Source organism: Streptomyces sp. NPDC107581 (assembly GCF_055657175.1).
In genome coordinates, this window is the sequence record NZ_JBVKBH010000006.1 from 533,071 (window position 1) to 557,215 (window position 24,145).

The window sequence follows — 24,145 nt, forward strand, 5'->3', positions numbered from 1 at the left end:
CCGCACGGGAGAGCCGGCCGACGGCTTTTCCGGCTCCGGGGCTTCCGGGGCCTGCCCGGGCCGCGTCGTCCTGCAAGGCGCTCGCCCCGCGCGGCGACGGCACCCTGGGGGTTCCGCTGAAGAACACGCGCCCCTACCGTGGCCCGGTGATGTCGATCAAGAAGTTCCAGGTCACCTTCGACTGCGCAGAGCCTGAGCGCCTCGCCCGTTTCTGGTGCGAGGTGCTGGGTTACGTCGTACCGCCGCCGCCCGAGGGGTTCGCCACGTGGGACGATTTCAAGCGCTCACAGCCACCTGAGGAGCAGGACGCATGGTTCGCCTGCATCGACCCGTCGGGCGTGGGTCCGCGTCTGTACTTCCAGCGCGTCCCCGAGGGGAAGGCCGCCAAGAACCGGGTGCATCTCGACGTGCGGGTCGGCACCGGACTCGTGGGCGAAGAGCGCCTCGCCGCGCTTGAGGCCGAGTGCGCGCGGCTGGTCCCGCTCGGGGCGGTTCACGTGCAGACGCTGTACGACGGCAATGACTCGTGCATCCCGATGCTGGACATCGAGGGCAACGAGTTCTGCATCGACTGAACGGCCGCGGGCGGCGGCCGGCATGGTGTCGGCCGCCGCCCGGCGGAAGGGATTCGGGGTCGTACGGGCCCGGCGACGCGTCAGCCGGTCGCGCTGCCCGCGACCCACTCGTTCCACGGCATGTTCCAGTCGCTGAGGCCGTTGTCCGGGGCCAGCATGGTCTTGTCCCCGGAGTTCTTGACGACCACGACGTCACCGATCATGGAGTTGTCGAAGAACCACGCGGCGGGCTGCCTGCCGTCGCCGCCGCCCCTGACGTCCTTCAGGCCCACGCAGCCGTGGCTGGTGTTGGCACTGCCGAAGACCGAGTCGGCACCCCAGTAGTTGCCGTGGATGAACGTGCCCGAGTCGGTCAGGCGCATGGCGTGCGGAACGGCCTTGATGTCGTAGGAGGGCTTGCCGTCCTTCTCCGTAAGACCGACGGTCGTGGCGTTCATATGGGTCTGCTGGAACTTCTCGGAGATCACCATCTGACCGTTGTACGTCGGGTGCTCGGGGCTGCCGGACGAGATCGGGATGGTCCTGATCGTCTTGCCGTTCCGGACGACGGTCATCTGCTTCGTCCTGGCGTCGACGGTGCTGATCTGGCTCCGGCCGATCTTGAACGTGACCGTCTTCCGGACGCCGTCGCGGTTGAGGTCGACGGTGACGGTGGAGCCGGGCTTCCAGTAGCCCTCGGGGCGGAAGTCCAGGCGGTTGTCGTTGAACCAGTGACCGACGACCTGCTGGCCGCTGCTGGAGCTGACCCGGATCTCCGACTGCACGGCGGCCTTGTCGCTGATCGCCTTGTAGAAGTTGACCGTCACCGGCATGCCCACGCCGACGGTCGAGCCGTCCTCGGGAGAGAGGTGCCCGATGAAGTCGTTGGCCGGGGAGACCGTGGTGATCGTGGCGTTCCCGGAGGCGGAGCGGCCCTTGGCGTCCTCGGCCTCTGCGGCGACCTGATAGCGGGTGGCCCGCTCCAGCCGGCCGTCCGGCTGCCAGGACGTGCCGTCCGCGGACACGGTGCCCGGAACCTCGGTGCCGGTCGCGACGGCGGTCATGGTCACCTTGGTGAGCTTGCCGTCACCGACGGTGACCTTGACGGGGCCGTTGATCCCGACGCTGTAGGCACCCTGCCCGGGCGTGATCTCTATGCGGGCGTCGGAAGCGTCGTCCTGGGCGCCCGTCTGATCCGTCTGCGCCTGCGTCTGCGTCTGCGTTTTCGGGTCGTTCCCGGGGTTGCCGTCGCCGCCGGTGGCGGCGTTGCTGGTGCCGCCGAGGACGGTGAGTGCGAGTACGCCGCCGAGTACGCCGGCCGTAGCCATCAGTTCCACGCGTCGCTTACGTACCGTGATCAAACGCTTCTCCCATGCCGCTGGTCGTTGAATCCCTGAGCTGGTTACCGAAGGCGTGCAACCGGCACCAAATGCCACTCTGATGGTCATAGCTCATGAACGGTATAGATTGTGGCGAATTCCACGCACAGCGGGAGCGTCGTCGAGGCACTGCCCGACACACGGGCAACAATGGCGTCTTCGCTGGTCAGGGGAACGATCCCCGGAGGGTGCCGAGGCAGCTGGGCCGATGGGTCACTTCTTCGACGTGTGGTCGGCATGTGACGTGTGATCGGCATGCGACCGGTCCGCCCCGTGCGGCCCAGCGGCGAGGGCCGCCACCCGGATCGTCTCCGGGTGGCGGCCCTCGCCTGTGTCCGATTCCTGCGGCCGTCAGCCCACCACGACCACCACGACCGGGTTGTTGCCGTAGCCGTACCCGCCGTACCCGCCGAACCCGTAGCCGAAGCCGTTGTTGATGAACCCGTTGCCGTAGCCGAAACCGCCGTAGCAGTTGTTGAAGAAGCGGCCGTAGCAACCTCGGTTGGTGGAGACCTGGGTCGGGGTCGATGCCGACGCGGTACCTGCGGTGCCGATCGCCACCCCGCCGGCCATCAGAACGCCGATGGCGGACGCAGCGGCAAGACGCCTCGCACGATGTGCATTCATTGATCTGCCCTCCTTCCACCCCCTCGTGCGTTCGGCTTCGAGGCACGAGACGGATGGCCACGATCCCGGAGCGATGTCCGGCGTGGTCGTAGGTGTTGCCGCCCGGGTAGAGGAAACAGGGCTCTCAGTCCCCTGCGATACGGGGATTGCGCACGTCCGGCGCACCCTGCGGCGCGGCTCTCATCTGTAGATGCTAGCCGCCCGGCGACCACCCAGCATCCTGACGAGATCAGCCGGGAAGCCGCGGCCGTCCGTGCAACCTTCTGCGCAACCTTCTGCGCTTCCCATGCTTCCTACTTTCGGGGGATCATCCTCCTGGTTCTGTCCGACGAGAGAGGTTGAACGGGGATGGCCGAACAGGACGACTGGAAGTACGAGTTCGATCACAAGTGGGCGAATTCCGCCGAACACAAGGAGCCCTCGGCACGGGCCCGGATGCTGGCCGCCCGCTGGAAGGAGAACCCCCCGGACCCGGCGCCCTTCCGTGCCGACCCGGAGCGGGCGGCCCCGCGGCGCTCGTCATGGGTGTCGACGGTCGTGGTGCTCGGCTGTGTGGCCGCGGTGATAGTCCTGCTCGGGTACGCGCAGATGCGCTCCCCGTACTAGGGGGACGACGGGTGCAGGAGGAGATCGGGAGCGGGGCGGAGGCCGCGCGGCGGCTGGCCGCGGGTGCCGCGCTGCGGGACGTGCTGGACACCGGCGATCCGGCGGCCTGGCTCGCGCTGGACGAGGGCGTGCGGAGCCAGGGGTGGTCCTTCCCGCCGTACGCCGGTCCCGCCTGGGACGAGACGGACGGCGGGCGCTCGCTGACCGCCGTGCTGCGCGGCGAGGGCCCGCTCACCGAGGCACAGCTCGCGCTCGCCCTGTGTCATCGGGACGGCCGGATCCGGCACACGGCACTGGGGCGGGTCGCCGCGCTGCCGGCACTGCTGCCGCTGGTGGCCGTGCGCTGCACCGACTGGGCGCAGCCGGTGCGGGACCGGGCGAGGAAGCGGCTCGCCGAGGCGATGGACGCGGAGACGGCCGCGCGGCTCGCCCCGCTGATCCGGCGCCTGGCCGACCGCCACCGGGGCGGCTACGCCCTCGACCTGCTCGGCGACGTGCTCCGGCAGGCCCCCGGTGAATGGCTCGCCCCGCTCCTTTCCTCCCCCGACCGCCCCGTACGCCGTTTCGCATACGGCCTGGCGATCGAGGAGGGGGTCCTCTCCTGCGCCGAGCTGGCCCGCGCGGCCGCCCGGGACGACGACGCCGTCGTCCAGAGCCGGTGCGCCGAGGCCGCCCTGGCCGCCGTGACGGAGAAGGACGCCGAGGAGGTGCTTCAGGCGCTGCTCGGCGCCCGCAGTCCGCGGGCCCGGTCCGCCGGGGTGACCGCGCTGCGGCGGCTCGGGCGGCCGCAGCGGGCCGCCGGGTTCCTGGCGGACCGGTCGGCGCTGGTGCGGGCCTGTGCCCGGTATGTCGTACGGCAGCACGGGACCGATCCGCTGCCCTGGTACCGCGGGCGGTGCGCCGACCCCGGCGACCCGGAGCTTCCGCCGGGGGCCGTCGTCGGGCTCGCCGAGTGCGGGACCCGCGCGGACTCCGTCCTGCTGTGGCCGCTGCTGGACCACCCGGCGCCGGCCGTGCGGGCCAAGGCCGTGGCCGGGCTGCGCCTGCTGGACGTGACGGACGTGCCACGGATGCGGCGGCTGCTGGACGATCCGGCGCCCGGGGTCGTACGCGAGGCCACCCTCGTCCTGCTCCCCTCGGCCGGAACGCTGCCGGAGGCATGGCTGAGCGAGCGGCTGGCGCCGCGGCGGCCCCGGTGGGTACGCGTATCGGCGTACCGGCTGCTGGCCGCGCACGGCGAGCTCGTACGGCTGCGGGCGGCGGTGGCCCTGCTCGGCGACGCGGACGACCGGCTGCGCACCCGCGCCGAGCCGGTCGTGCGGCGGGCCCTGCGGTGGGGCGTGCGGAGCCGGACGGAGCCCGAGGCCGCGGAGCTGCTCGCACGGGCCCGGTGCCTTCTGGGCGCGGACTGAGGCGCCCCGGTTCATAGGAAGCCTTTGCTGCCCCTAGGTCTGCGCGCGACCTCCTTATGGCGATCCGCAGGTGCACACTGGACAGCGGGACGAGTGCGTGACTGCGGGGTGATGCAGATGCAGAGCCGCTTTAGGAGCGATCGGCGGCTGACCGTACGGATGACGGTCACGATGTTCCTGCTCGGACTGCTGTACGTGGCGTTCGTCGCCGTGTTGATCGTGTTGCTGAAGTCCTGGCTGCTCGTCGTCGTCCTGGTCGGCGCGATGTTCGTGGCCCAGTTCTGGTTCTCCGACCGGATCGCGATGTTCGCCATGCACGGGCGGGTCGTGGAGCGGGAGGAGTATCCCCAGCTGCACGCGGTGGTCGACCGGCTGTGTGCGATCGCCGACATGCCGAAGCCGGTGGTCGCCGTGTCCGAGATGGACATGCCGAACGCGTTCGCCACCGGACGCAACCCCGATCACGCCGTGGTCTGCGTGACCACAGGGCTGCTGCGGCGCCTGGAGCCCGCCGAGCTGGAGGGTGTGCTCGCGCACGAGCTGTCGCACGTGGCGCACAAGGACGTCGCCGTGATCACGATCGCCTCGTTCCTCGGGGTGATCGCCGGACTGATCGTGCGGTTCGCCTTCTACTCACAGCTCTTCGGCGGGGGCCGCAGGGACCAGAACACCGCCGTCGTGTTCGCCGCCGTGATGGGGGTCTCGGCGGCCGTGTACGCGCTCAGCTTCCTGCTGATCCGGGCCCTGTCCCGGTACCGGGAGCTGGCGGCCGACCGGGCTGCCGCGCATCTGACCGGCCGGCCCTCGGCGCTGGCGTCGGCGCTCACCAAGGTCTCCGGGGACATCGCCCGGATCCCGACCAAGGACCTGCGCACGGCCCAGGCCTTCAACGCCTTCTACTTCACCCCCGCGACCGGCAAGGAGCCCGGCATCGAGCGGTTCTTCTCCACCCACCCGACCCTGGAGCAGCGGCTGGACCAGCTGGGCCGGATCTCCGCGGAGCTGGGCGAGGCGGCCGCGCCGGGCAGGGCGGACTGAGCGGGCGATGACTCACGGGGAGCCGAGTGCGGCACTGCGGAAGGCGGGCTGAACCTTGGGGCTGCTGGACATCCTGCTGGGCCGCACGAAGCCCGTGGCGCCCGACCTGGACCAGCTGTTCGCGCTGCCGTCGGCGGCCGTGACGCTCCAGGCGGCGGCCGGGTTCACACCGACCGGCAGCGGTGCGGTGTGTTTCGCCACGGTCGAGGGCGCGGCCTTCGAACAGACCCACCGGGAGGTCCAGGCGCTGCTCGACGCGGACGCCGACCGCGCTGGTCCCCCGGTGGAACTGAGCCAGGACGACTACGGCTACTCCTGGCTGGTCTCGCGGCGGGCCCCCGACCAGCTGCCCCAGCTGGTCAACGACCTGCATGCGGTGAACAGCTCGATGGAGGCCAACGGCTTCGGCCCGCAGCTGCTGTGCTCCCTGGCCGCGTTCGCGAACGACAGCGGCCGCCGGCTGGCCCTCGTCTACCTCTACAAACGCGGCACCTTCTACCCCTTCGCACCGCTGCCCGGCGGTGGCGAACACCGGGACAGCTCGCTGGAGTTGCAGGTGAAGGCCACGCTCGCCGACGACCTCAGGATCGAGCAGGACCTGAGCCGATGGTTCCCGGTGTGGGGTGCCCCCGGCCTGTGACCGGCGGCACCCCCGGGCTCCCGGCCTGTGACCGGAGGCCCCCCGGGCTCACTTGTGCTTCTCCCGCTCCTGACGCCGGGCCTCGAAGGGACGCTCGCGGCGGTAGCGGCGCTCCCACCTGGCCTGCTGGTCCCGGCGCTCGCGGTAGGCCCGGTACGAGGCGGGCGGGCCGCCCTGACCGGTGGGCGGGGTCGCCTCGCCGGACGAGCCCCGGCCGTGCTTCAGGTACAGATGGACGAGTGCGACGGCGGCGAGCCACCAGAGGTGGTTGCCGAATCCGAGGATCACCAGGACGGCGGTCCCGGCGACGACGATGCCACCCATGACGGACCTCCCTGGGGTGTGTGCGGCGTGCGTGGGTGAGGGGGTACGTGTCGGCTTCGCGACGTTTGTTCAGAGTAGGGAGACCGCTACCGCGGGTGCACCCCGTTTTCCGGGCGGCCCGGCCGGTGTGAGTGAATGGCCGGCATGAGCGAACTCCCTGCTCCTCCTTGCGAGTACGGCTCCGTCACGTACGCCTGCGACGGTGAACGGCTCAGCGTCGTGAGTGCGGGTCCGCCCGGACGGGCGACCGTCGTCCTCCTGCACGGCGCCGGAAACGGCAGCAAGGAGCGGCTGCTCCCGCTGCTCGCCGAGTTCGCCGCGCACGGCTGCCACGCCCTCGCCTTCGACTTCTCCGGGCACGGCGAAAGCACCGGAGAACTCCCGGAGTTGAGCCTGCGGCGCCGGTTCGAGCAGGCGGTGGCGGTGATCGGCGCTCATGCCCCGGAGCACGATCCGCTGGTCCTGGCGGGGTTCAGCATGAGCGGCCAGACGGTGGCGGACCTCGTCCGCCACTACGGACCGCGGGTGGCGGCCGTGGGCCTGTGCGCACCCGCCGTGTACGCGCCCGAGGCCTGGGACGTGCCCTTCGGCGACGGCCGGGGCAGGTTCAGCGGGATCATCCGTACCTCCGGCAGCTGGTGCGCCTCGCCCGCCCTGGAGGCGCTGCGGGCGTACGAGGGACGGTCGGTGCTGGCGGTGCCGGGCACCGACGCGGTCGTCCCGCCCGAGGTGACGGAGGCCGTCCAGGACGCGCTGTCGGCCCGCTCCCAGTACACCCGCTTCGACCTCCCGGACGCCGGGCACCGGTTGGGCACGTGGTTCCGCGATCACGCGGAGGACCGGCGGGAGTTCGCCGCCGCACTGCTGAGCGGGCTGGCGGACGGGGGCTGGACGGCGACCCGGAGCTGGGTGGCCGGGCAGCTCCCGCAGGGCCGTACGGTCGCCGGCCGCCGGCCGCTGCCGGGGGGCTGGTCCGCGCAGATGCGCGGGCTCACCCTGGACGACGGGGAGGAGCTGGTGCTGCGCACCTTCGTGCGGCCGTTCTTCCGGCGGCACGCACCGGGCCTGCTCGGCCGGGAGGCGGCCGTCCTCGGCCTGCTCGCGGGTCAGGAGGGCATCCCGGCCCCGGCCCTGGTCGCCGTGGACCCGCACGGTGAACACTGCGACCATCCCTCGCTGCTGATGACCCGGCTGCCGGGTCTGGTGCGGGTGGACGAGGAGGACCGGGAGGCCCTGGAGCGGCGGGCGGACCTGCTCGCCGCCCAGCTGGTCCGGATCCACGCGGTCCTGCCGCAGGAGCGTCCGCGCACCTACGAGGCGTGGACCTCGCCGGAGCGGGTGCGCACTCCGGCGGGCGGGATGTGGGAGCGGGCGGTGGACGTGCTGCGCCGCGACCCGCCGCCGTACCGCGGCCGGTTCCTGCACCGGGACTACCACCCCGGGAACGTGCTGTTCACCGGGGCCGGGGACGGCCTGCGGGTGAGCGGCGTCGTGGACTGGGTGGAGACCTCGTGGGGCCCCGCCGACCTCGACGTGGCCCACTGCGCGACGGCGCTGGCCCTGCTGCACGGGCCCACGCACGGACTCGCCTTCCGGGACCGGTACGAGGAGAACGGCGGCCACGGGCTCGCGGACGGCCCCGACCACCTCTACTGGCGGCTGCTCGACACCCTGGCCTACGTCCCCGACGCGGAGAAGCTGGCCGGACCGTGGCGTGAGCTGGGGCGTACGGATCTGACGGCGGAGCTGCTGGGCGAGCGGCTGGAGACGTATGTGCGCGGGCTGCTGGAACGATACTGCTGAGCTGCTGCACCGGTCTCAGACGCCCGGCTCCGCGGTCACCACCCCCGCCGCGATGGCCGCGCCGAGGGTGTGGTGGTCGGCCGTGGTCCGGTCGCAGTAGGCCAGGGCGAAGTCGGCGACGGAACGGTCGAAGGTGTCGGCGGCACCGAGGTAGGCGGCGATGGCGATGCGGTCGCCGGAGCGGGCGTGGGCCCGGGCCAGGGTGGTGCCGCACAGCCGGGCGTAGGCGAGCAGGCCGTCCGGATCCATGCCGGCGACCTCGGCGGAGCCCTTCATGTCGCGCAGCTGGCGCCAGTAGAAGGCACGGCCCTGCGGCCCGCTCATCCAGCCGAGGAAGATGTCGGAGGCGGACTGCAGCAGCCGCTGCCCGGCGACCACCCGCTGACCGGAGTGGATGTACGGCCCGCTCGGCAGGTACTCCTCCAGGACCGAGGCCCGTGCCTCCTTGATCTGCAGGAACAGGGCGTCGTCGGCGTCCCGCCCGGCGAGCAGCACGATGAAGCAGCGCAGGCCGACGCTGCCGACGCCGACGATCTTGCGGGCGGCGTCCACGAACCGGTACCGGTCCAGGAGGTGGCGGCGCTCCTCGGGGAGGGTGGAGCGGTAGTCGCTGAATATCTTGCGCAGCGAGGCCATGTCCGGGGCGCCGGCCGGTTCGAGGAGCGGGGGGTCGTGCACGATCCGGCGCTGCCCTTCGACCAGCTCCGTCAGCTTGCCGAGGGCCTGGAGGCTGGTGCGGCGGCGGGCCCGGGTGAGGGTGGACTCCAGGCGGCGCCGGCGGCGCACGGAGCGGACGAAGGGCAGCAGACGGTCGGCGTCGACCTGCTCGTACCAGACGGCCAGCTCCCCGAGCCCGGCCAGCCGCCGCATGCCGGTGCGGTAGCCGGTGACGGCCGCCTGGGCCGCGGCCCGCGTGCGGGCACCACTGTGGCCGTTCTCCCGGGCGGCCACGGCCACACTGGCGGCTAGCCGTTTGACGTCCCACTCGAAGGGCCCCGGGAACGTCTCGTCGAAGTCGTTGAGGTCGAAGAGCAGGGAGCGTTCCGGGGAGGCGTAGAGCCCGAAGTTGAGCAGGTGGGCGTCGCCGCACAGCTGCACCATGAGCCCGGTGTGCGGCCGGCCGGCGAGGTCGGCGGCCATCACCGCGCTCGCGCCGCGCAGGAAGGCCAGCGGCGAGGCGGCCATCCGCCCGTACCGGATCGGCAGCAGCTCGGGGAGCCGGTCACGGCCCTGCCGCTCCAGCACGGCGACGGGGTCGGGCCTGTCGGCGGACGGGATCCACGGGGCGTGCGCGGAGCGGGGGACCTTCTTGCGGGCTTCCCTGCCGAGCCGGGCACGGTGCTCGGGGGTGCCATGCTGCAAGCGGTCCTCGGCCGCGCTCACACGGCGGTCTCTTGTCGTGCTCATACGGCGGCCCCTTCCTGCGGTTCCCCGCGTCTGCCGTCACCTCCTGATCGCAGTGAAGTCCGCACGGGCGGGCCGTCGCACCCGGAACAGGGACGAACGGGTGAACAGGCCGACTGTCAGTGGCATCGGCGACCATGCGGGAAAGGACATCGTGGGAGCGACGGGGAGGCCGGCATGAGCGGCGGAGGGCAGCGGCACATCGGCACGGCGGAGCGCAGGGCCAGACTGGCCCTGCGGCACCGGCTCGCGGGTGGGGCGCGGGCGGCGGCTCCCGAGGAGGTCGCCGCCTCCCTGGTGGCGCTGCACGGCACGGACCCGGCGACGGTGTACCTGGCGGTGGCGGCGCGGCTGACCGACCCGGCGAAGGCGGTCCCGGAGACGGAACGGGCCCTGTACGAGGACCGCTCGCTCGTGCGGATGCACGGTATGCGTCACACGGTGTTCGTGTTCCCGACGGAGCTGACGGCGGTCGTCCACGCCTCCACGGGTCTCACGGTGGCCGCCCGCGAACGGGCCTCGCTGCTCAAGGACATGGCCAGGGCGGGCGCCCCGGACGCGGCCTGGCTGGCGGAGGTCGAGGCGGCCACGCTGGCCGCGCTGGACCGGCGCGGCCAGGCGACGGCGGCGGAGCTGACGGCGGACGAGCCCCGGCTGCGCGAGCAGTTCGTGTACGCGCCCGGCAAGAGCTACGAGGGCCTGCACACGGTCTCCTCCCGCCTGCTGCGCGTCCTCGGTGTCGAGGGCAAGGTGGTCCGCGGCCGCCCGCTGGGCTCCTGGACGTCGAGCCGGTTCCGCTGGGCACCCGCACCGCAGCACCCGGAGCTGGACACCGCCCGGGCACAGGCGGACCTGCTGGAGAGCTGGCTCAGAGCGTGCGGCCCGGCCACGGAGGCGGACCTGAAGTGGTGGACGGGCTGGCGCGTGACGGAGGTCCGCCGGGCCCTTTCCGCCATCGGCGCGCGGGAGGTGACCCTGGACGAGGGGACGGGCCATGTCGCCGACGGTGACCTGGACCCGGTGAAGGCCCCCGGCGAACCCTGGGCGGCCCTGCTTCCCGCCCTGGACCCGACGGCCATGGCCTGGCAGCAGCGCGACTGGTACCTCGCCCCGGAACTGCGCCCGGACCTCTTCGACCGCAGCGGCAACGTGGGACCGACGGTGTGGTGGAACGGGCGGGTGGTGGGCGGCTGGGCCCAGCGCGCGAACGGCGAGATCGTCTGGCGGATCACCGGGAAGGACGCGGGCCGCGAGGCCGAGGCCGCGGTCGCGGCGGAGGCGGAGCGGTTGCGGGGGTGGCTGGGGACCACGAAGGTCACGCCGCGCTTCCGGACCCCCCTGGAGCGTGAACTGTCGGTGTGACGCACCGGGTGCCCCGCGTCGGCACGGGACACCCGGCACCGGTCTCACCGGCTGTAACGCATGAACGCCCGCACCATGTGGCACGTCGTGTCCGACGGCGGGTGCACACCGATCCGCTCCGCCGTGCTGCGGATCGTCTCGTTGCGGGCGTGGTCGGGCAGGTAGACGCCGCAGTCGAGCAGGGCGATGGCCAGACGCATGGCCTTCAGGCGCCGGTTGTGCGTGACGTACCACTCGCGGGGCCGCCCGGCCGGCAGCGGACGCTTCTCCATCGGCGTATAGGGCGAGTCGAGCAGAACGGAGCGCTTGGCGGTGGACTGGGTGGGCAACGGCTTGGACTGCAGAGCGGCAGCGGGCACGGGCATCCTCCTGTCGCGGTCAGGGCATCCACCGGAACGTCCGGCGAAACCCTCGAACACTGCCTCCATTCTACTGGCCGGCACTGACATTCAGGGAGGTCGCGAAGCCCGACAAAGCTCCAGGTGAGCAGGCACATTGACGCCTTGTCACCCAGGTTCCGGGTGAGGCGGGTGAGGCGTCCAGAAATTCGAACAGACCCATCGGGGAAGGCGTCCGCCCCGGGCCGCCGCCGACGGCCGCAACCGCTGCCGCGACCGCGATCGCCTTCGGCGGTCGTGGCCGTGACCGTGACCGCCGTCGGCGGCCGTGACCGGCATGGGCGGCCGTGACCGTGACCGGCACGGGCGGCCATCACCGCTGCCGCGGCCAAGGCCGTGGCGCGCGTCTCGCTACTGTGGGCCGCATGGAAATCTGGATCAATCCGGCCTGCTCCAAGTGCCGCAGCGCGATCGGCCTGCTCGATGCCGAGGGGGCCGGCTACACCGTCCGCCGCTACCTCGAGGACGTGCCGGGCGAGGACGAGATCGGGGCCGTGCTCGAACGGCTCGGCCTCGAGCCGTGGGACATCACCCGCACCCAGGAGGCCGTGGCCAAGGAGCTGGGACTCAAGGACTGGGCGCGGGACGAGGCTTCGCGGGCCCGGTGGATCCGGGCCCTCGCCGAGCACCCCAAGCTCATCCAGCGCCCGATCATCACCGCCGACGACGGAACCGCCCTGGTGGCGCGCACGGACGAAGCCGTACGGGAGGCGCTGTCCCGGAGCAAGAGCTGAACCGCGCTCAACTCGGCTGTGACGCAGGTTACTTCGATAACTTGTGCAACTGCTGAGTAACCCTGTTCGGCATCTCGTACATAGCGGCGTACGCTCCCCTACCTCTTCAGGAGGCGCGTGATGTCGCGCAGGAGAACTCTCAGCACCAAGAAGAAGCTCGCGCTGCTCGTCAGTGCCGCGGCGGTGGCGGGCGGCGGAGCCTTCGCTCTGGCGTCCACCTCGAACGCCGCGCAGAGCCCGCAGAACGCCAGGACCCTGTCCGCCGGGGACTCGACCGTCTGCCAGGGGCTGGCCACGGCCCACGGCAACAACGACAAGTTCATCGCGGACCAGAAGGCGCACCCGGACGCACAGTCGGCGGCCCGGATCGCCAACCGCGAGGCGGTCATCAAACAGATCGAGGTCCAGCAGAAGGCGTCCGGCTGCACGGTTGGGGAGTCGGCTCAGGGCTCCCAGGCGGCGCAGAACGGCAACGGCCAGCAGGCGGGCCAGCAGGGCAACGGCCAGCAAGCAGGTCAGCAGGGCAGCGGCCAGCAGGCAGGTCAGCAGAGCGGTGCCGCGGGGGCCGGCGGCGCCGGTGGAGCCGTGGCCTCCGGCCAGCAGGTCTGCAAGGGCTCGACCGTCACGCTCTCCGGCGAGGGCGGTGCCCCGGCGGCGTCCAGCAGCCAGTTCCCGGCGGGGACGACCCTGAAGGTCACCAACCTGGACAACAACAAGTCCACCACGGTGAAGGTCACCTCGGTCTCCGGCAGCTGCGTCCTGCTCAACAACGCGGCCTTCGAACAGGTCCGGGAGCCGGGCAAGTTCCTCATCCGCCGCGCGGTGATCGAGAAGGTGGGGTGAGGCTCAGGAGGCCGGCCGGAAGCCGGTGAGGCGGCGGGCCGGGTCGAGTGCCGACTGCGGCGGCGCGTGGTGCGAGACGTCCGGCAGTACGCCGGTCCGCACGTGCCGCGGCATCGCCGCGGCCCGGGCCGCCGCCTCACAGGGGATGAGGTCCCCCCGCTCGGGCGAGGTCCGGAGCGGGGGACGGTCCTGCTGTTCGCGGCCACGGGCAGCAGGACCGGCACACCGAGGGCGCGCAGCGCCTCCGGTGCCGGGCGCGGGCCCGGCACCGGCTTTGCGGACGGGAATACCGCGGCCGGCTCCCGGAGGGTGAGTCGGCCGGGTTCCAGGAGAGCCTCCCCCGCTCCCGGGTCCGGTGCGGCGGGAGGGGTCCCCGCCGAGGGCGTCCAGGAGGGCGTCCGGCCGGACGGCCGGGGCGGCGACCGTGCGGGGGTGGCGGTCGGCGGCCGGGGCTTCCTCGGCGGGGTACGGCAGGCCGTTGCGGGGCGCGAGTGAGCCCCGGGACGGGACACGGCCACCTCCCATACCCGGGCCGCCGCCTCTTCGCCATGTGAGTCGGAGCACAGAACCGCCAGGTAACACGGGGTTCACAGACGAGCAATGACCAAGAAACCGCCTGTTGACAGGCTGCCGGGCAGTTCGACGCGGCGCCCCGGTGCCGCAGCGCCGCAGCACCCGCACCGAGTGCGCCCGACCCACCCCCCGAAGGACGTGTCCCCGTGACCTTCAAGGCCGAATACATCTGGATCGACGGCACCGCGCCGACGGCCAAGCTCCGTTCCAAGACGAAGATCGTCACGGGTGCCTTCGCCGGTCTGGACACGCTGCCGGTCTGGGGCTTCGACGGGTCCTCCACCAACCAGGCCGAGGGCCACTCCTCGGACCGCGTGCTCAAGCCGGTCTTCACCTGCCCGGACCCGATCCGCGGCGGCGACGACATCCTGGTGCTGTGCGAGGTCCTCGACATCGACATGACCCCGCACCGGTCCAACACGCGTGCCGCGCTGGCCGAGGTCGCCGAGCGGTTCGCCGCGCAGGAGCCGATCTTCGGCATCGAGCAGGAGTACACCTTCTTCGACGGCGCCCGCCCGCTGGGCTTCCCCGAGAACGGCTTCCCGGCCCCGCAGGGCGGCTACTACTGCGGTGTCGGCGCCGACGAGATCTTCGGCCGCGAGATCGTCGAGGCCCACCTGGAGAACTGCCTGAAGGCCGGTCTCGGCATCTCCGGCATCAACGCCGAGGTCATGCCCGGCCAGTGGGAGTTCCAGGTCGGCCCGCTCGCCCCGCTGGAGGTCTCCGACCAGCTGTGGGTGGCCCGCTGGCTCCTGTACCGCACCGCCGAGGACTTCGGCATCTCCGCGACCCTCGACCCGAAGCCGGTCAAGGGCGACTGGAACGGCGCGGGTGCGCACACCAACTTCTCCACCCGGGCGATGCGTGAAGGATCTGACGGGTACGCCGCGATCATCACCGCCTGCGAGTCGCTCGGCGAGGGTTCCAAGCCGCTCGACCACGTCAAGAACTACGGCGCCGGCATCGACGAGCGCCTGACGGGCCTGCACGAGACCGCCCCGTGGGACGAGTTCACCTACGGCGTCTCCGACCGCGGCGCCTCGGTCCGCATCCCGTGGCAGGTGGAGAAGGACGGCAAGGGGTACATCGAGGACCGCCGTCCGAACGCCAACGTCGACCCGTACGTGGTGACCCGCCTGCTGGTGGACACCTGCTGCTCCGCCCTGGAGAAGGCCGGCCAGGCCTGATCCGTCCCGCTTCCCGAAGGGGCGCCCGCCGACTCGGCGGGCGCCCCTATTTTTGCCTATCGTGCGCCGGCATGGAGAGCGACCGGGGGCGGCTCTCGCACGCGTGCGGACCGGCCCACGACGTCCCGGAGCTGCTGGGGGCGTACGGACCGGCCGACACCCCGGAGCTGCTGCGCGCGTACGGACCGGCCGACACCCCGGAGCTGCTGCGGGCACGGGAATCCGCGGACCCGGACGTCCGCGAGCCGGTGCCCTGTCCGCATGCCGAGACGACGTACCGGACCCGTCGACCGGCCGGAAGCCGCTGATCAGGGGCGGATCGGCCGCAACGGAGCACGGGCAGCGTCGACTTCGCGCCAAGGACGCGTCCAAGCAGTGAGAGAAGGCTGCTGCCCGGCGCCGGTGTCTGCTTCAATGGCCCCATGGCCAGCTTCCAGAACCACACCGCGACGGGTCGCCATGACCTCGAGCCGTTCTGGCCTTCCCGTCAGCACCACGACTTCGACCGGGTGTGTTGCCGCGCGGTGAACGCGCGGGCCCTCTAAAGCCGTACACCCCGGCCTTCGGCCAGCGCGAAACGACGAACGTCCCCCGGCACGCCCGACCACGAATCGCGGCCGCCGTCCTGCCCGACGAACTCCTCGCGCGAAAGAGCTGACCTGTCATGGCGACCACTCGTCCTCTCTCCACCGCCGCCCTCACCGTCCCCTCCCCGAACGGCGCCCGGCACCGGCTGCGAGCCGTCGACCGGGACGAGGTCGTGGACGTCGCGGACTTCCTGCCGCCGGGCGCCACCTGGCTGCCCGCGCCGCAGCACACCCTGCCCACCCTCCCCGGACAACCGCCCATGGTCGGCTACCTGGTGCTGGTCCCGGCCGACCAGCGGCCCCCGTTCCTGCCGGTCCCCGTGCCGGACGAGCCGGGGACGGCCGCCGGGACGGCCGCCGGGGCAGGCGGCGAGGCGGGCGGCGACCCGCTCGTGCGGATCGACTCCGGGCAGCGCACCGCGAGCGTCGACGGCCGTGCACTCGACCTCACCTACCTGGAGTTCGAGCTGCTCGCCCACCTCGTGGCGCATCCGCACCGGGTGCACACCCGCGACCAGCTGGTCACCACGGTGTGGGGGTACGGCCACGTCGGCGACGGCCGCACCGTCGACGTCCACATCGCCCGGCTGCGACGCAAGCTGGGCGCCCAGCACCGCCAGACGATCCAGACGGTGCGCCGCGTCGGCTACAAGTACACCCCGCCGACCGGGCGCTGACCGGGCTGTCTGCCCTCGGCAGACAGCCCTTCCCCGCCACGGCTGCGACCGGGCACGCTCACCGGTATGAGACTTCTTGTGCTGGGCGGTACGGAGTTCGTGGGACGGGCCGTCGTGGAGGCCGCGCTCGGCCGCGGCTGGGAGGTGACCGTCTTCAACCGTGGCCGGCACCGGCCTCCCGCGGGGGTGCGGGCGCTGCACGGCGACCGCACCGCCCCCGACGGTCTGGCCGCTCTCGCCGCGGACGACGGCACCTGGGACGCCGTGGTCGACACCTGGTCGGCCGAGCCGCGCGCGGTCCGGGACACGGCACGGCTGCTGCGGGGCCGTGCCGGCCGGTACGCGTACGTGTCCAGCCGGTCCGTGTACGCCTGGCCCTGGCCCTCGGTGGGCGGGGCGGCCGAGGGCGGGCCGCTGGTCGAGGGTGCCGCCGCCGACGCCGGGGCGACGGACTACGCGAAGGACAAGCGGGGCGGCGAGCTGGCCGCCGTCGAGGCCTTCGGCGCCGAGGCCTCGCTGCTGGTCCGGGCGGGGCTGATCCTCGGCCCGTACGAGAACATCGGCCGGCTGCCCTGGTGGCTGACCCGGATCGCCCGCGGCGGCCCGGTCCTGGCACCGGGACCCCGGGAACTGCCGCTCCAGTACATCGACGCCCGGGACCTGGCCGAGTGGCTTCTGGGCGCCGTGGAGCAGGACTTGGGCGGGCCGTACGACCTGGTGAGCCCGCCCGGTCACACCACCATGGGCGAGCTGCTGCGGCTGTGCGTCCAGGTCACCGGCGCGGACGCGGAGCTGCGCTGGACCGGGCCGGACGTGATCCTGGCCGCCGGGATCGAGCCGTGGACCCAGCTGCCGGTGTGGGTGCCGCCGGAGGGCGAGATGTACGCCCCCGCGCACCGGGGGGACGTGTCCCGGGCGCTCGCCACGGGGCTGGTGTGCCGGCCGGCCGCCGAGACCGTCGCCGACACCTGGCGGTGGCTGACGGACATCGGCGGCCGGGCCCCGCAGCGGCCGGACCGCGTCGCCCCGGGCCTGGACCCGGAAGTGGAGGCGAAGGTGCTGGCCGGTACCGGAGGTGTAGCCGGCACCACCTCCTGAAGGGGGGTCCGGCCGAGTGACCTCCGGCACCGGGGCCGCCAGACTGACGTCATGAACACCGACACGAAGGACGACGGCCTGCGCACCCGGGTCCCGGACGTGCTGCGGGCCGCCGGGCGGGGGTTCGTGCTGGCCGTGGTCTCGCTGCCGCTGGCCGTCCTCTGCTTCACCCTGGCGGCCGTGTCCGTCGCGCTCGTCCCCTGTGGTGTCGGCATCTTCACGACGCCCTGGGTCCTGACCGGTGTGCGTACCTTCGCCGGCTGGCGGCGGGTCCTGGCGGCCGAGTGGAGCGGGGTGCGCATCCCGGAGACGTACCGGCCGGTGCCCGAGGACGCCAACCCCTGGACGCGCACCGTCCTGATGCTCGGGGACCCCGCGACCTGGCGGGACCTGAGGTGGCTGCCGGTCGACATGACGGCCGGGTTCGTCACCGCCCTGCTGCCTGCCGTGCTGGTGTTCTATCCGCTGGAGGGGTTCGCGGTGGCGGCCGGGCTGTGGCGGGTGCTGGCGAAGGCCGGGGGCGGCCCCTACTGGTACGCCTTCGTGCCCGTCGGCGGCGGCGCGACCGCGTTCGCCGCCGCCGCCGTGGCCGCCGTGCTCCTCGTGGCCTCCCTCCGGTTCACGCCCTCCCTGCTGAGCGCCCACTTCCGCCTCACCCGCGCCGTCCTCGCCCCGAGCCAGGCCGAACTCACCGAGCGGGTGCGGGTGCTGACCGAGACCCGTCGGGACGCCGTGGACACCTCCGCGGCCGAGCTGCGCCGCATCGAACGGGATCTGCACGACGGGGCGCAGGCCCGGCTGGTCGCCATGGGCATGGACCTCGGCACCGTCGAGGCGCTGCTGGAGAAGAATCCGGCCAAGGCGCGCAAGCTGCTCGCCCAGGCCCGCCAGAACTCCGCCGCCGCCCTGGAGGAGCTGCGCGACCTGGTCCGCGGCATCCATCCGCCGGTGCTGGCCGAGCGCGGGCTCGGGGACGCGGTACGGGCCCTCGCACTGCGGCTTCCGCTGCCCAGCGAGGTGAACGTGGAGCTGCCCGGCCGTACGGACGCACCGGTCGAGTCGGCCGCCTACTTCGCGGTCAGCGAGGTCCTCACCAACGCCGCCAAGCACTCCGGCGCGCAGCGGGTCTGGGTGGACCTGCACCACGCCGGGGGCATGCTGCGGATCACGGTCACCGACAACGGCAAGGGCGGCGCCGTCGTCGGTGCGGGGTCCGGACTCGCCGGGATCGAGCGGCGGCTGGGTACATTCGACGGCGTGCTGGCCGTCAGCAGCCCCGCGGGCGGTCCCACCCTGGTGACCATGGAGATTCCGTGCGCGTTGTCCTAGCCGAAGACCTGTTCCTGCTGCGCGACGGACTGGTCCGGCTGCTGGAGGCCTACGACTTCGAGATCGCGGCGGCCGTCGAGTCCGGCCCCGAACTCACCCGTGCGCTCGCCGAGTTGCGGCCGGACGTCGCCGTGGTCGACGTCCGGCTGCCGCCCACGCACACCGACGAGGGTCTGCAGTGCGCGCTGCAGGCCCGGCGGGAGCGCCCCGGGCTGCCGGTGCTGGTCCTCTCCCAGCACGTGGAGCAGCTGTACGCACGCGAGCTGCTCGCCGACGGCAGCGGCGGCGTGGGCTATCTGCTGAAGGACCGGGTGTTCGACGCCGGTCAGTTCGTGGACGCCGTACAGCGGGTCGCCGCGGGCGGTACGGCGATGGACCCGCAGGTGATCCAGCAGCTGCTGTCGCGGCGGGCCGACGACCGGCCGCTCGCCCGTCTGACCCCCAGGGAGCTGGAGGTCCTGGAGCTGATGGCGCAGGGCCGGTCGAACACGGCGATCGCCGGCCAGCTGGTGGTGACGGAACGGGCCATCGCGAAGCACACCTCCAACATCTTCACCAAACTGGGCCTGGAGGTGTCGGACGATGACAATCGCCGCGTCCTGGCCGTGCTTGCCCACCTCGACCGCGACTTCTGATACGGGTCTCAACTTCTGCTGCTCAGAGGGCATTTGAGGCGGGGGGTCGGGGTATTCCTGCGAATGTTTCGTGAGACGGCTGAACACCTCTGGGGCGGCGTCCGTATGGAAGGACGCCGCTTCACTCCTGTCGGGCGCCTCGATGCTGCCCCGCAAGGAAGTCAGAGGAGTTCCATGGGACGCAACACACGAAAACGCCGTACGCCGCTGGCCACCAAGGCCATAGCCGCATCGGCGGCCCTAGCGCTCGGTGGGGGCGGGCTGATCTGGGCGAACTTCTACGCCTCGGCGCACGAGTCGAACAACCAGACGTGGGGAGGCAACTCGACCAAGGCCGCCACGGCCCAGGTCGCGACGATCTCCTGCCCGGACGTCGGCCAGAAACTGACGAACGTGCCCTATCGCGCACGACAGGGCGTGGCGATGGAGCTGGCGAACCTCGACAAGCAGATCACCGAGGCCTACAACCGGCTCGCCTCCACCCGGCAGGCGCAGGCGAACGATCCGAGCTTCGTGCAGAACTCGATCGTCGGCCCCCTCAAGGACAAGCGGGCCTCGACCATCGACCGGATCAGGATGGACATCCAGCGGGTCGGCGGTTCCTTCAACAGCTCGCTGCAGCAGCTCGCCGCCTGTACGACGCAGACCGCCAACCAGACCACCGCCGGGGGGCAGCAGGACGGTGGCCAGCAGAACGGTGGCCAGCAGAACGGTGGCCAGCAGGACGGTGGCCAGCAGGACGGTGGCCAGCAGGACGGTGGCCAGCAGCAGAACAACGGTGGCCAGCAGCAGAACGGCGGGCAGCAGCAGGGCAACGCCGGGCAGCAGCAGAACGTCGGCGGACAGGCGGGCAACGGCCCGGTCGCGGCCGACTTCGTGGACATCACGAAGGTCGCGCCGAACGTCCAGGGCAAGCCGCGCCGGCTGCGCAACGCCTCGACGGGTACATTCACCACGCGCTGCGGTGTGAACGCGAACAAGAACCACAACACCGACAACGTGATCGTGGCGCCCGGCGTGACCAACGGCGCGCACCACCTGCACGACTACGTCGGCAACCAGAAGGTCAACGCGTTCTCCAGCAACCAGACGTTCCTGCAGGGCGGCACCAGCTGCCAGAACAGGAACGACCTGTCGGCCTACTACTGGCCCGTGGTCCGCGTCCAGGACGGCAGCCAGGACTTCGACCAGAACGCGGACGGCGGTGGCAAGGAAGGCAACGTCGGCAAGATCCTGACGCCGGTGCAGGCCCAGATCAAGTACGTGGGCAGCCCGGCGGGCAAGGTCGTCGCGATGCCGCAGTTCCTGCGCATCATCACCGGTGACGCCAAGACCACCACCAACGGTCTGGCCAACGCCAACGCGCACTGGAGCTGCACCGGCTTCGAGAACAAGGTCCAGCTGACGACGCAGTACCCGATCTGCCCGCAGGGCAGCAAGGTCGTGCGTACGTTCGCCTTCCAGAGCTGCTGGGACGGGCAGAACATCGACAGCGCCAACCACCGCACGCACGTGGCCTTCGCCGATCCGGCGAGCGGCGTCTGCGGGAACGGCTTCAAGGCGATCCCGCAGCTGACGATGCGGCTGGTGTACAACATCAACCCGCCGACCCTCCAGAACGGCCAGGTGAAGAACGCCTACGCGGTCGACGGCTTCCCGGAGCAGCTCCACAAGCCGGCCACCGACCACGACGACTTCATCAGCGTCACGACCCGCGGCCTGGCCAACGGGATCGCCAACTGCATCAACACCGGGCGTCAGTGCCAGTGACGAACCGGTAGCGCGAGCGGGCGGTGGGAATTTCCCACCGCCCGCTTCCGTGTGCTGTGCCGCGGCCGTCAGCCGCTGTGCGCGTGGTGGTCGGTCCCGATCTCCACATCACCGCCGAGCGTGCCGCGCAGCGCCTTGACGACGCCGTTGTCGCCGACGGCGACCCACTTGCGGCCGACCAGGTAGTAGCCGCCGTAGTCCTTGGCGTCGTTGATCCACTCGCGCTGGCCGCGGTCGGTGGCGAAGGTCGCGAGGATGAACTTCCCGTCGGTGTTCTTGCAGATGGCCTGGCGGATCTCGTCCGCGTCGGTCTGCATGTTCGGCTTGCACTTCACGTCGGCGGCCAGGCTCTCCAGGCTGCCCGTGGCGGTGGCCGGCACCTTCTGTGTCTCCCCGCCGGAGCCGCAGCCCGTCAGCGCCAGTACGGCCGCCGCACCCGCAACGGCGAGCATCGGTCGCGTCAACCTCATCTGTTCCTCCGGTCCTGGTGCGCAGAAGCATGCCGCAGGGAGCCCCGGCGAGGGACCCCGCCCTTCGATACGGCTGTCGCGCGCGCTGTGCTCAAATCCGGTGCCGGTACGGGCACAGGCGTGCGAAAGTGCCACGGTGAACCAAGACTGGGAAGATCGCGTGACCGCGGCCTGGGCCACCTTCGACGACTACGCGGAGGAGGATGCGGCCGAGTTCCGCGCCGTGATCGGCAAACTCGTCGCCGAACTGCCGCAGGACAGCCCGCTGGGCCCGTTCGAGCGGGCCTGCGCCTGGGACTCCACCGGCCACTCGGACCGGGCGGTGCCGCTGTACCGGGAGGCGCTGGCCCTCGGTCTGAGCGGGGCCAGCCGGTACAAGGGCCGCCGGGCCAAGATCCAGATGGCCAGCTCGCTGCGGAACATCGGGCAGGCCCAGGAGGGTGTCGACCTGCTCACCCCCGAACTGGACGCCGGGTCGGACGAGCTGGACGACGCGGTACGGGCCTGTCTCGCCCTGTGCCTGTCCAGCCTGGGCCGCGACCGCGAGGGCCTGTCCCTGGTGCTCGGCGCGCTGGCTCCGCATCTGCCGCGCTACCAGCGGTCGATGGGGAACTACGCACGCCTGCTCGTCGAGCCGGAGGACTGACTCACCCGTGTGGCGGTGACCAACCAACGGTTCGCTCGTTTTCCCGGACGTGCAGTCACAGGAAGTAGACCAGCGTCCCGCACCCGCCTCCGCCGGAGCCGCCGGCCCGGTAGTCGACGTCGAGCAGGCCGAGGCCGCGCTCGTCGAGCACTACCCCCGGCTGGTCCGGCTCGCCTATCTGGTGCTGCCGCCCCGCCTCGGGCGCAGCCGCCGGGTGCTGACGGCACACGCTCTGGCCCAGCGTGCCCTGCCCGGGGGCCGCAAACACACGTCCGTGATCCCGGCCCAGTCCTCGAGCCGGGACGGCGACCCCGGGTACGCCTTCCTCCGCCTGCGCGTGCTGCGGGCGGCGCTGGAGGCGGCCCGCCCCCGCAAGGCCCTGCCGAGGCTCTCACAGCTGGTGCCGCCCCTGCTCCCCCAGGTGTGGGGCCTGCGGCTGTTCCCGCGCTCCGGCGGCGCCGACGAACTCGCCCTGGACCAGCGGCTGTCGGCCCTGTCCGGCCCGGCCCGCGCCGTGTACGTGCTGCGCGGCCTGGAGAAGCTGCCCGACCCCGACATCCGCAGGATCCTTCAGGCGTCCGGGGTCGAACAGCCCGAGTCCGCGCTGGCGGAGGCCAACGAGGTACCCGGGCAGGACGCGCTGCTCTCCTCTCCCGAGTACGACCCCTGCTCGCTGCAGGCCCGGCCCACCGATCTGATGCGCCGCCGCCAGCACACCAAGGCCGCGCTGGCCGCGGCGGCCGCGCTCGCGGTGTGCGGGGCGCTGGTGGCCATGCCGGGCGGCGGCTGGGGCCCCGACGGCGCCGCCGCACCGCTGTACGCGCAGAACCCGGCGGCCGAGGCGGCCCTGGACCCGGGCAAGGTGACCCGGGTTCCCCCGGCGGCGTGGCAGTCGGCCGCCCGTACCGACTTCTCCGTGTGGCCCGCACGCGGCCCGCTCACCGGCGACAAGGCCCTGCTGCGCCGCGCCCTCGCCGTCTGGGCCCGCCCCGGCGGGACGGTACGCGTCTCGGCCACCCCCGGCACCCAGACCGGCGGCCCGGCCGGCCCGCCCCAGCTGCTGTACGCGGGCGACGTGGACGGCGCCCGCGTGGTGCTCCTCCACGACGGTCTGCGCATCGTCCGCTACGCCGAGCCCACGGACAGCACCTCCGGCGCCGCCCTCGATTTCGCCCGCGTCGACGGCGCGACCGGCGCCGAGGCGGGCGCGCTGGTGCTGGGCCGCTCCGACGGCAACGTCCGCTATCTGCTCGCCCCCTGGGTGAAGCAGGCGGCCGAGCGGGACCTGATGAAGCCGGGGGCGGCCGCGACTCCCCTCACCGTCACCGGCGGAGTCACCACACCACTGGCCAGCCCCGCGCTGCAGCCGGGCAGCTGCACCTCGTGGAACGTGCTCCAGCTGACCGACGCCTCCGGCACCCGGCTCGCCACCGATCTGGGCGAGCTGGTCCCGGCCCATCTCACCGCGGGCCGCCCGGACGCCGCCGCCGAGGCGTCCGGCGCGGAGGGGCTGCGTGCCTGGGCGCCGTTCGCCTGCTCGCTGGCCATGGAGCGGTCCGCGGGCGTGCGCAGCGTCAACGTGTGGGCGTTCGCGAACCAGCCCCTGCCCGAGGCGGGCGGGGCGGCCGGCTGGGTGTGCACCCGGGCCGAGACCTGGCGCGGCGACGGTACGGCCGCACTGGCCCAGTTCCGCACGCCGGGCGGGCGGGCGGGAGCGGTCGTGGCCAAGGGCATGGACGTGCCGGCCTGCGGTGCGCGCGACCCTCATGTGCTGGCCGGGGTGCTGTGGAAGTCCGGCGCCGGAACCTGGTACCTGCTGGCGGCCGGCAGCGAGGGCACCGCGTCGATCCGCGCGACCGGCGGGGTCACCGCGTCGGGGCAGGGGCCGCTGCTGGCGGTCAAGGCCAGGCAAGGGGCCCAGGCCGACCTGAAGGCGACACTGGCGGACGGGCGGCAGATCAGCGGACTCCACTAGCCGGCATCCACCGGGCATCCAGCGTGCATCTAGCTGACATCGGCGTCAACAAGGTGCGGCACAGGGGTTCTCAG

Annotated in this window: 24 protein-coding genes; 18 read left to right on the plus strand and 6 right to left on the minus strand. The window is 72.4% G+C overall.

All coding sequences use genetic code 11. The features are described from left to right. The first annotated feature begins 146 nt into the window (after positions 1 to 146). Positions 147 to 575, plus strand: a complete 429-nt coding sequence (locus ACZ7P3_RS18590) for a VOC family protein (protein ID WP_472082875.1) — start codon at positions 147 to 149, stop codon at positions 573 to 575. An 80-nt stretch (positions 576 to 655) separates the two neighbouring features. Here the strand turns inward: ACZ7P3_RS18590 and ACZ7P3_RS18595 are convergent, their stop codons facing one another. Beyond that, positions 656 to 1,882, minus strand: coding sequence for a L,D-transpeptidase (locus ACZ7P3_RS18595; RefSeq protein ID WP_472082995.1), 1,227 nt, complete (start codon positions 1,880 to 1,882; stop codon positions 656 to 658). Between the two features lie 402 nt (positions 1,883 to 2,284). Beyond that, positions 2,285 to 2,560, minus strand: coding sequence for a hypothetical protein (locus ACZ7P3_RS18600; RefSeq protein WP_472082877.1), 276 nt, complete (start codon positions 2,558 to 2,560; stop codon positions 2,285 to 2,287). Positions 2,561 to 2,908: 348 nt separating this feature from the next. On the opposite strand from ACZ7P3_RS18600, the gene ACZ7P3_RS18605 reads away from it, so the two are divergent. From ACZ7P3_RS18605 to pspAB, 4 genes are all read left to right on the plus strand, one after another. Then, a complete protein-coding gene (locus tag ACZ7P3_RS18605) occupies positions 2,909 to 3,166 on the plus strand; it encodes an SCO2583/SCO2584 N-terminal domain-containing protein (RefSeq protein ID WP_472082879.1) in 258 nt (85 codons plus the stop codon). Between the two features lie 11 nt (positions 3,167 to 3,177). Beyond that, on the plus strand, positions 3,178 to 4,578 hold the full coding sequence (locus ACZ7P3_RS18610) for a hypothetical protein (protein ID WP_472082881.1): 1,401 nt from the start codon (positions 3,178 to 3,180) through the stop codon (positions 4,576 to 4,578). Between the two features lie 117 nt (positions 4,579 to 4,695). Then, the gene (htpX, locus tag ACZ7P3_RS18615) at positions 4,696 to 5,616 is read left to right on the plus strand and encodes a zinc metalloprotease HtpX (RefSeq protein WP_472082997.1); all 921 of its coding nucleotides are present in this window, start codon (positions 4,696 to 4,698) and stop codon (positions 5,614 to 5,616) included. Between the two features lie 55 nt (positions 5,617 to 5,671). Next, positions 5,672 to 6,256 carry a PspA-associated protein PspAB gene (gene pspAB / locus ACZ7P3_RS18620; protein WP_472082883.1) on the plus strand — a complete coding sequence of 195 codons (585 nt, stop codon included), beginning with the start codon at positions 5,672 to 5,674 and terminating at the stop codon, positions 6,254 to 6,256. Positions 6,257 to 6,304: 48 nt separating this feature from the next. Here pspAB and ACZ7P3_RS18625 read toward each other — a convergent pair whose 3' ends face one another. After that, complete coding sequence (locus ACZ7P3_RS18625) at positions 6,305 to 6,580, minus strand: hypothetical protein (RefSeq protein ID WP_472082885.1); 276 nt, start codon at positions 6,578 to 6,580, stop codon at positions 6,305 to 6,307. Between the two features lie 144 nt (positions 6,581 to 6,724). Here ACZ7P3_RS18625 and ACZ7P3_RS18630 point away from each other — a divergent pair, with 144 nt between their 5' ends. Then, the gene (locus tag ACZ7P3_RS18630) at positions 6,725 to 8,383 is read left to right on the plus strand and encodes an alpha/beta fold hydrolase (protein ID WP_472082887.1); all 1,659 of its coding nucleotides are present in this window, start codon (positions 6,725 to 6,727) and stop codon (positions 8,381 to 8,383) included. 15 nt (positions 8,384 to 8,398) lie between these two features. Here the strand turns inward: ACZ7P3_RS18630 and ACZ7P3_RS18635 are convergent, their stop codons facing one another. Next, a complete protein-coding gene (locus tag ACZ7P3_RS18635; protein WP_472082889.1) occupies positions 8,399 to 9,790 on the minus strand; it encodes a DUF2252 domain-containing protein in 1,392 nt (463 codons plus the stop codon). A 174-nt stretch (positions 9,791 to 9,964) separates the two neighbouring features. Between ACZ7P3_RS18635 and ACZ7P3_RS18640 the strand changes: the two genes are divergently transcribed. Next, positions 9,965 to 11,149 (plus strand): winged helix DNA-binding domain-containing protein, encoded by a 1,185-nt coding sequence (locus ACZ7P3_RS18640; RefSeq protein WP_472082891.1) that lies wholly within the window; start codon positions 9,965 to 9,967, stop codon positions 11,147 to 11,149. A gap of 44 nt (positions 11,150 to 11,193) precedes the next feature. Here ACZ7P3_RS18640 and ACZ7P3_RS18645 read toward each other — a convergent pair whose 3' ends face one another. Then, entirely contained in the window at positions 11,194 to 11,508 is a 315-nt protein-coding gene (locus tag ACZ7P3_RS18645) for a hypothetical protein (RefSeq protein WP_472082893.1), read from the minus strand. Positions 11,509 to 11,912: 404 nt separating this feature from the next. Between ACZ7P3_RS18645 and ACZ7P3_RS18650 the strand changes: the two genes are divergently transcribed. The 9 genes from ACZ7P3_RS18650 (at position 11,913) to ACZ7P3_RS18690 (ending at position 20,980) form a co-directional block, all read left to right on the plus strand. Beyond that, positions 11,913 to 12,281: an arsenate reductase family protein gene (locus ACZ7P3_RS18650; RefSeq protein ID WP_472082895.1), complete on the plus strand. Its 369-nt coding sequence runs from the start codon at positions 11,913 to 11,915 to the stop codon at positions 12,279 to 12,281. Positions 12,282 to 12,401: 120 nt separating this feature from the next. After that, positions 12,402 to 13,124: a hypothetical protein gene (locus ACZ7P3_RS18655; protein ID WP_472082897.1), complete on the plus strand. Its 723-nt coding sequence runs from the start codon at positions 12,402 to 12,404 to the stop codon at positions 13,122 to 13,124. Positions 13,125 to 13,843: 719 nt separating this feature from the next. After that, positions 13,844 to 14,884: a glutamine synthetase gene (glnII, locus tag ACZ7P3_RS18660; RefSeq protein ID WP_472082899.1), complete on the plus strand. Its 1,041-nt coding sequence runs from the start codon at positions 13,844 to 13,846 to the stop codon at positions 14,882 to 14,884. Positions 14,885 to 14,955: 71 nt separating this feature from the next. After that, entirely contained in the window at positions 14,956 to 15,192 is a 237-nt protein-coding gene (locus ACZ7P3_RS18665; RefSeq protein WP_472082901.1) for a hypothetical protein, read from the plus strand. A gap of 356 nt (positions 15,193 to 15,548) precedes the next feature. Next, on the plus strand, positions 15,549 to 16,148 hold the full coding sequence (locus ACZ7P3_RS18670; protein ID WP_472082903.1) for a winged helix-turn-helix domain-containing protein: 600 nt from the start codon (positions 15,549 to 15,551) through the stop codon (positions 16,146 to 16,148). Between the two features lie 66 nt (positions 16,149 to 16,214). Next, entirely contained in the window at positions 16,215 to 17,246 is a 1,032-nt protein-coding gene (locus ACZ7P3_RS18675; protein WP_472082905.1) for an NAD-dependent epimerase/dehydratase family protein, read from the plus strand. Positions 17,247 to 17,297: 51 nt separating this feature from the next. Continuing rightward, positions 17,298 to 18,575, plus strand: a complete 1,278-nt coding sequence (locus tag ACZ7P3_RS18680; RefSeq protein WP_472082907.1) for a sensor histidine kinase — start codon at positions 17,298 to 17,300, stop codon at positions 18,573 to 18,575. After that, complete coding sequence (locus ACZ7P3_RS18685) at positions 18,560 to 19,210, plus strand: LuxR C-terminal-related transcriptional regulator (protein ID WP_472082909.1); 651 nt, start codon at positions 18,560 to 18,562, stop codon at positions 19,208 to 19,210. Before ACZ7P3_RS18680 ends, ACZ7P3_RS18685 begins: the two co-directional genes overlap by 16 nt. 174 nt (positions 19,211 to 19,384) lie before the next feature. Beyond that, entirely contained in the window at positions 19,385 to 20,980 is a 1,596-nt protein-coding gene (locus ACZ7P3_RS18690) for a DUF1996 domain-containing protein (protein WP_472082911.1), read from the plus strand. Between the two features lie 68 nt (positions 20,981 to 21,048). Here the strand turns inward: ACZ7P3_RS18690 and ACZ7P3_RS18695 are convergent, their stop codons facing one another. Further along, on the minus strand, positions 21,049 to 21,450 hold the full coding sequence (locus tag ACZ7P3_RS18695; RefSeq protein WP_472082913.1) for a hypothetical protein: 402 nt from the start codon (positions 21,448 to 21,450) through the stop codon (positions 21,049 to 21,051). Positions 21,451 to 21,586: 136 nt separating this feature from the next. Between ACZ7P3_RS18695 and ACZ7P3_RS18700 the strand changes: the two genes are divergently transcribed. After that, on the plus strand, positions 21,587 to 22,096 hold the full coding sequence (locus ACZ7P3_RS18700) for a tetratricopeptide repeat protein (protein ID WP_472082915.1): 510 nt from the start codon (positions 21,587 to 21,589) through the stop codon (positions 22,094 to 22,096). Positions 22,097 to 22,145: 49 nt separating this feature from the next. Beyond that, on the plus strand, positions 22,146 to 24,071 hold the full coding sequence (locus ACZ7P3_RS18705; RefSeq protein WP_472082916.1) for a hypothetical protein: 1,926 nt from the start codon (positions 22,146 to 22,148) through the stop codon (positions 24,069 to 24,071). The last annotated feature ends 74 nt before the right edge of the window (positions 24,072 to 24,145 follow it).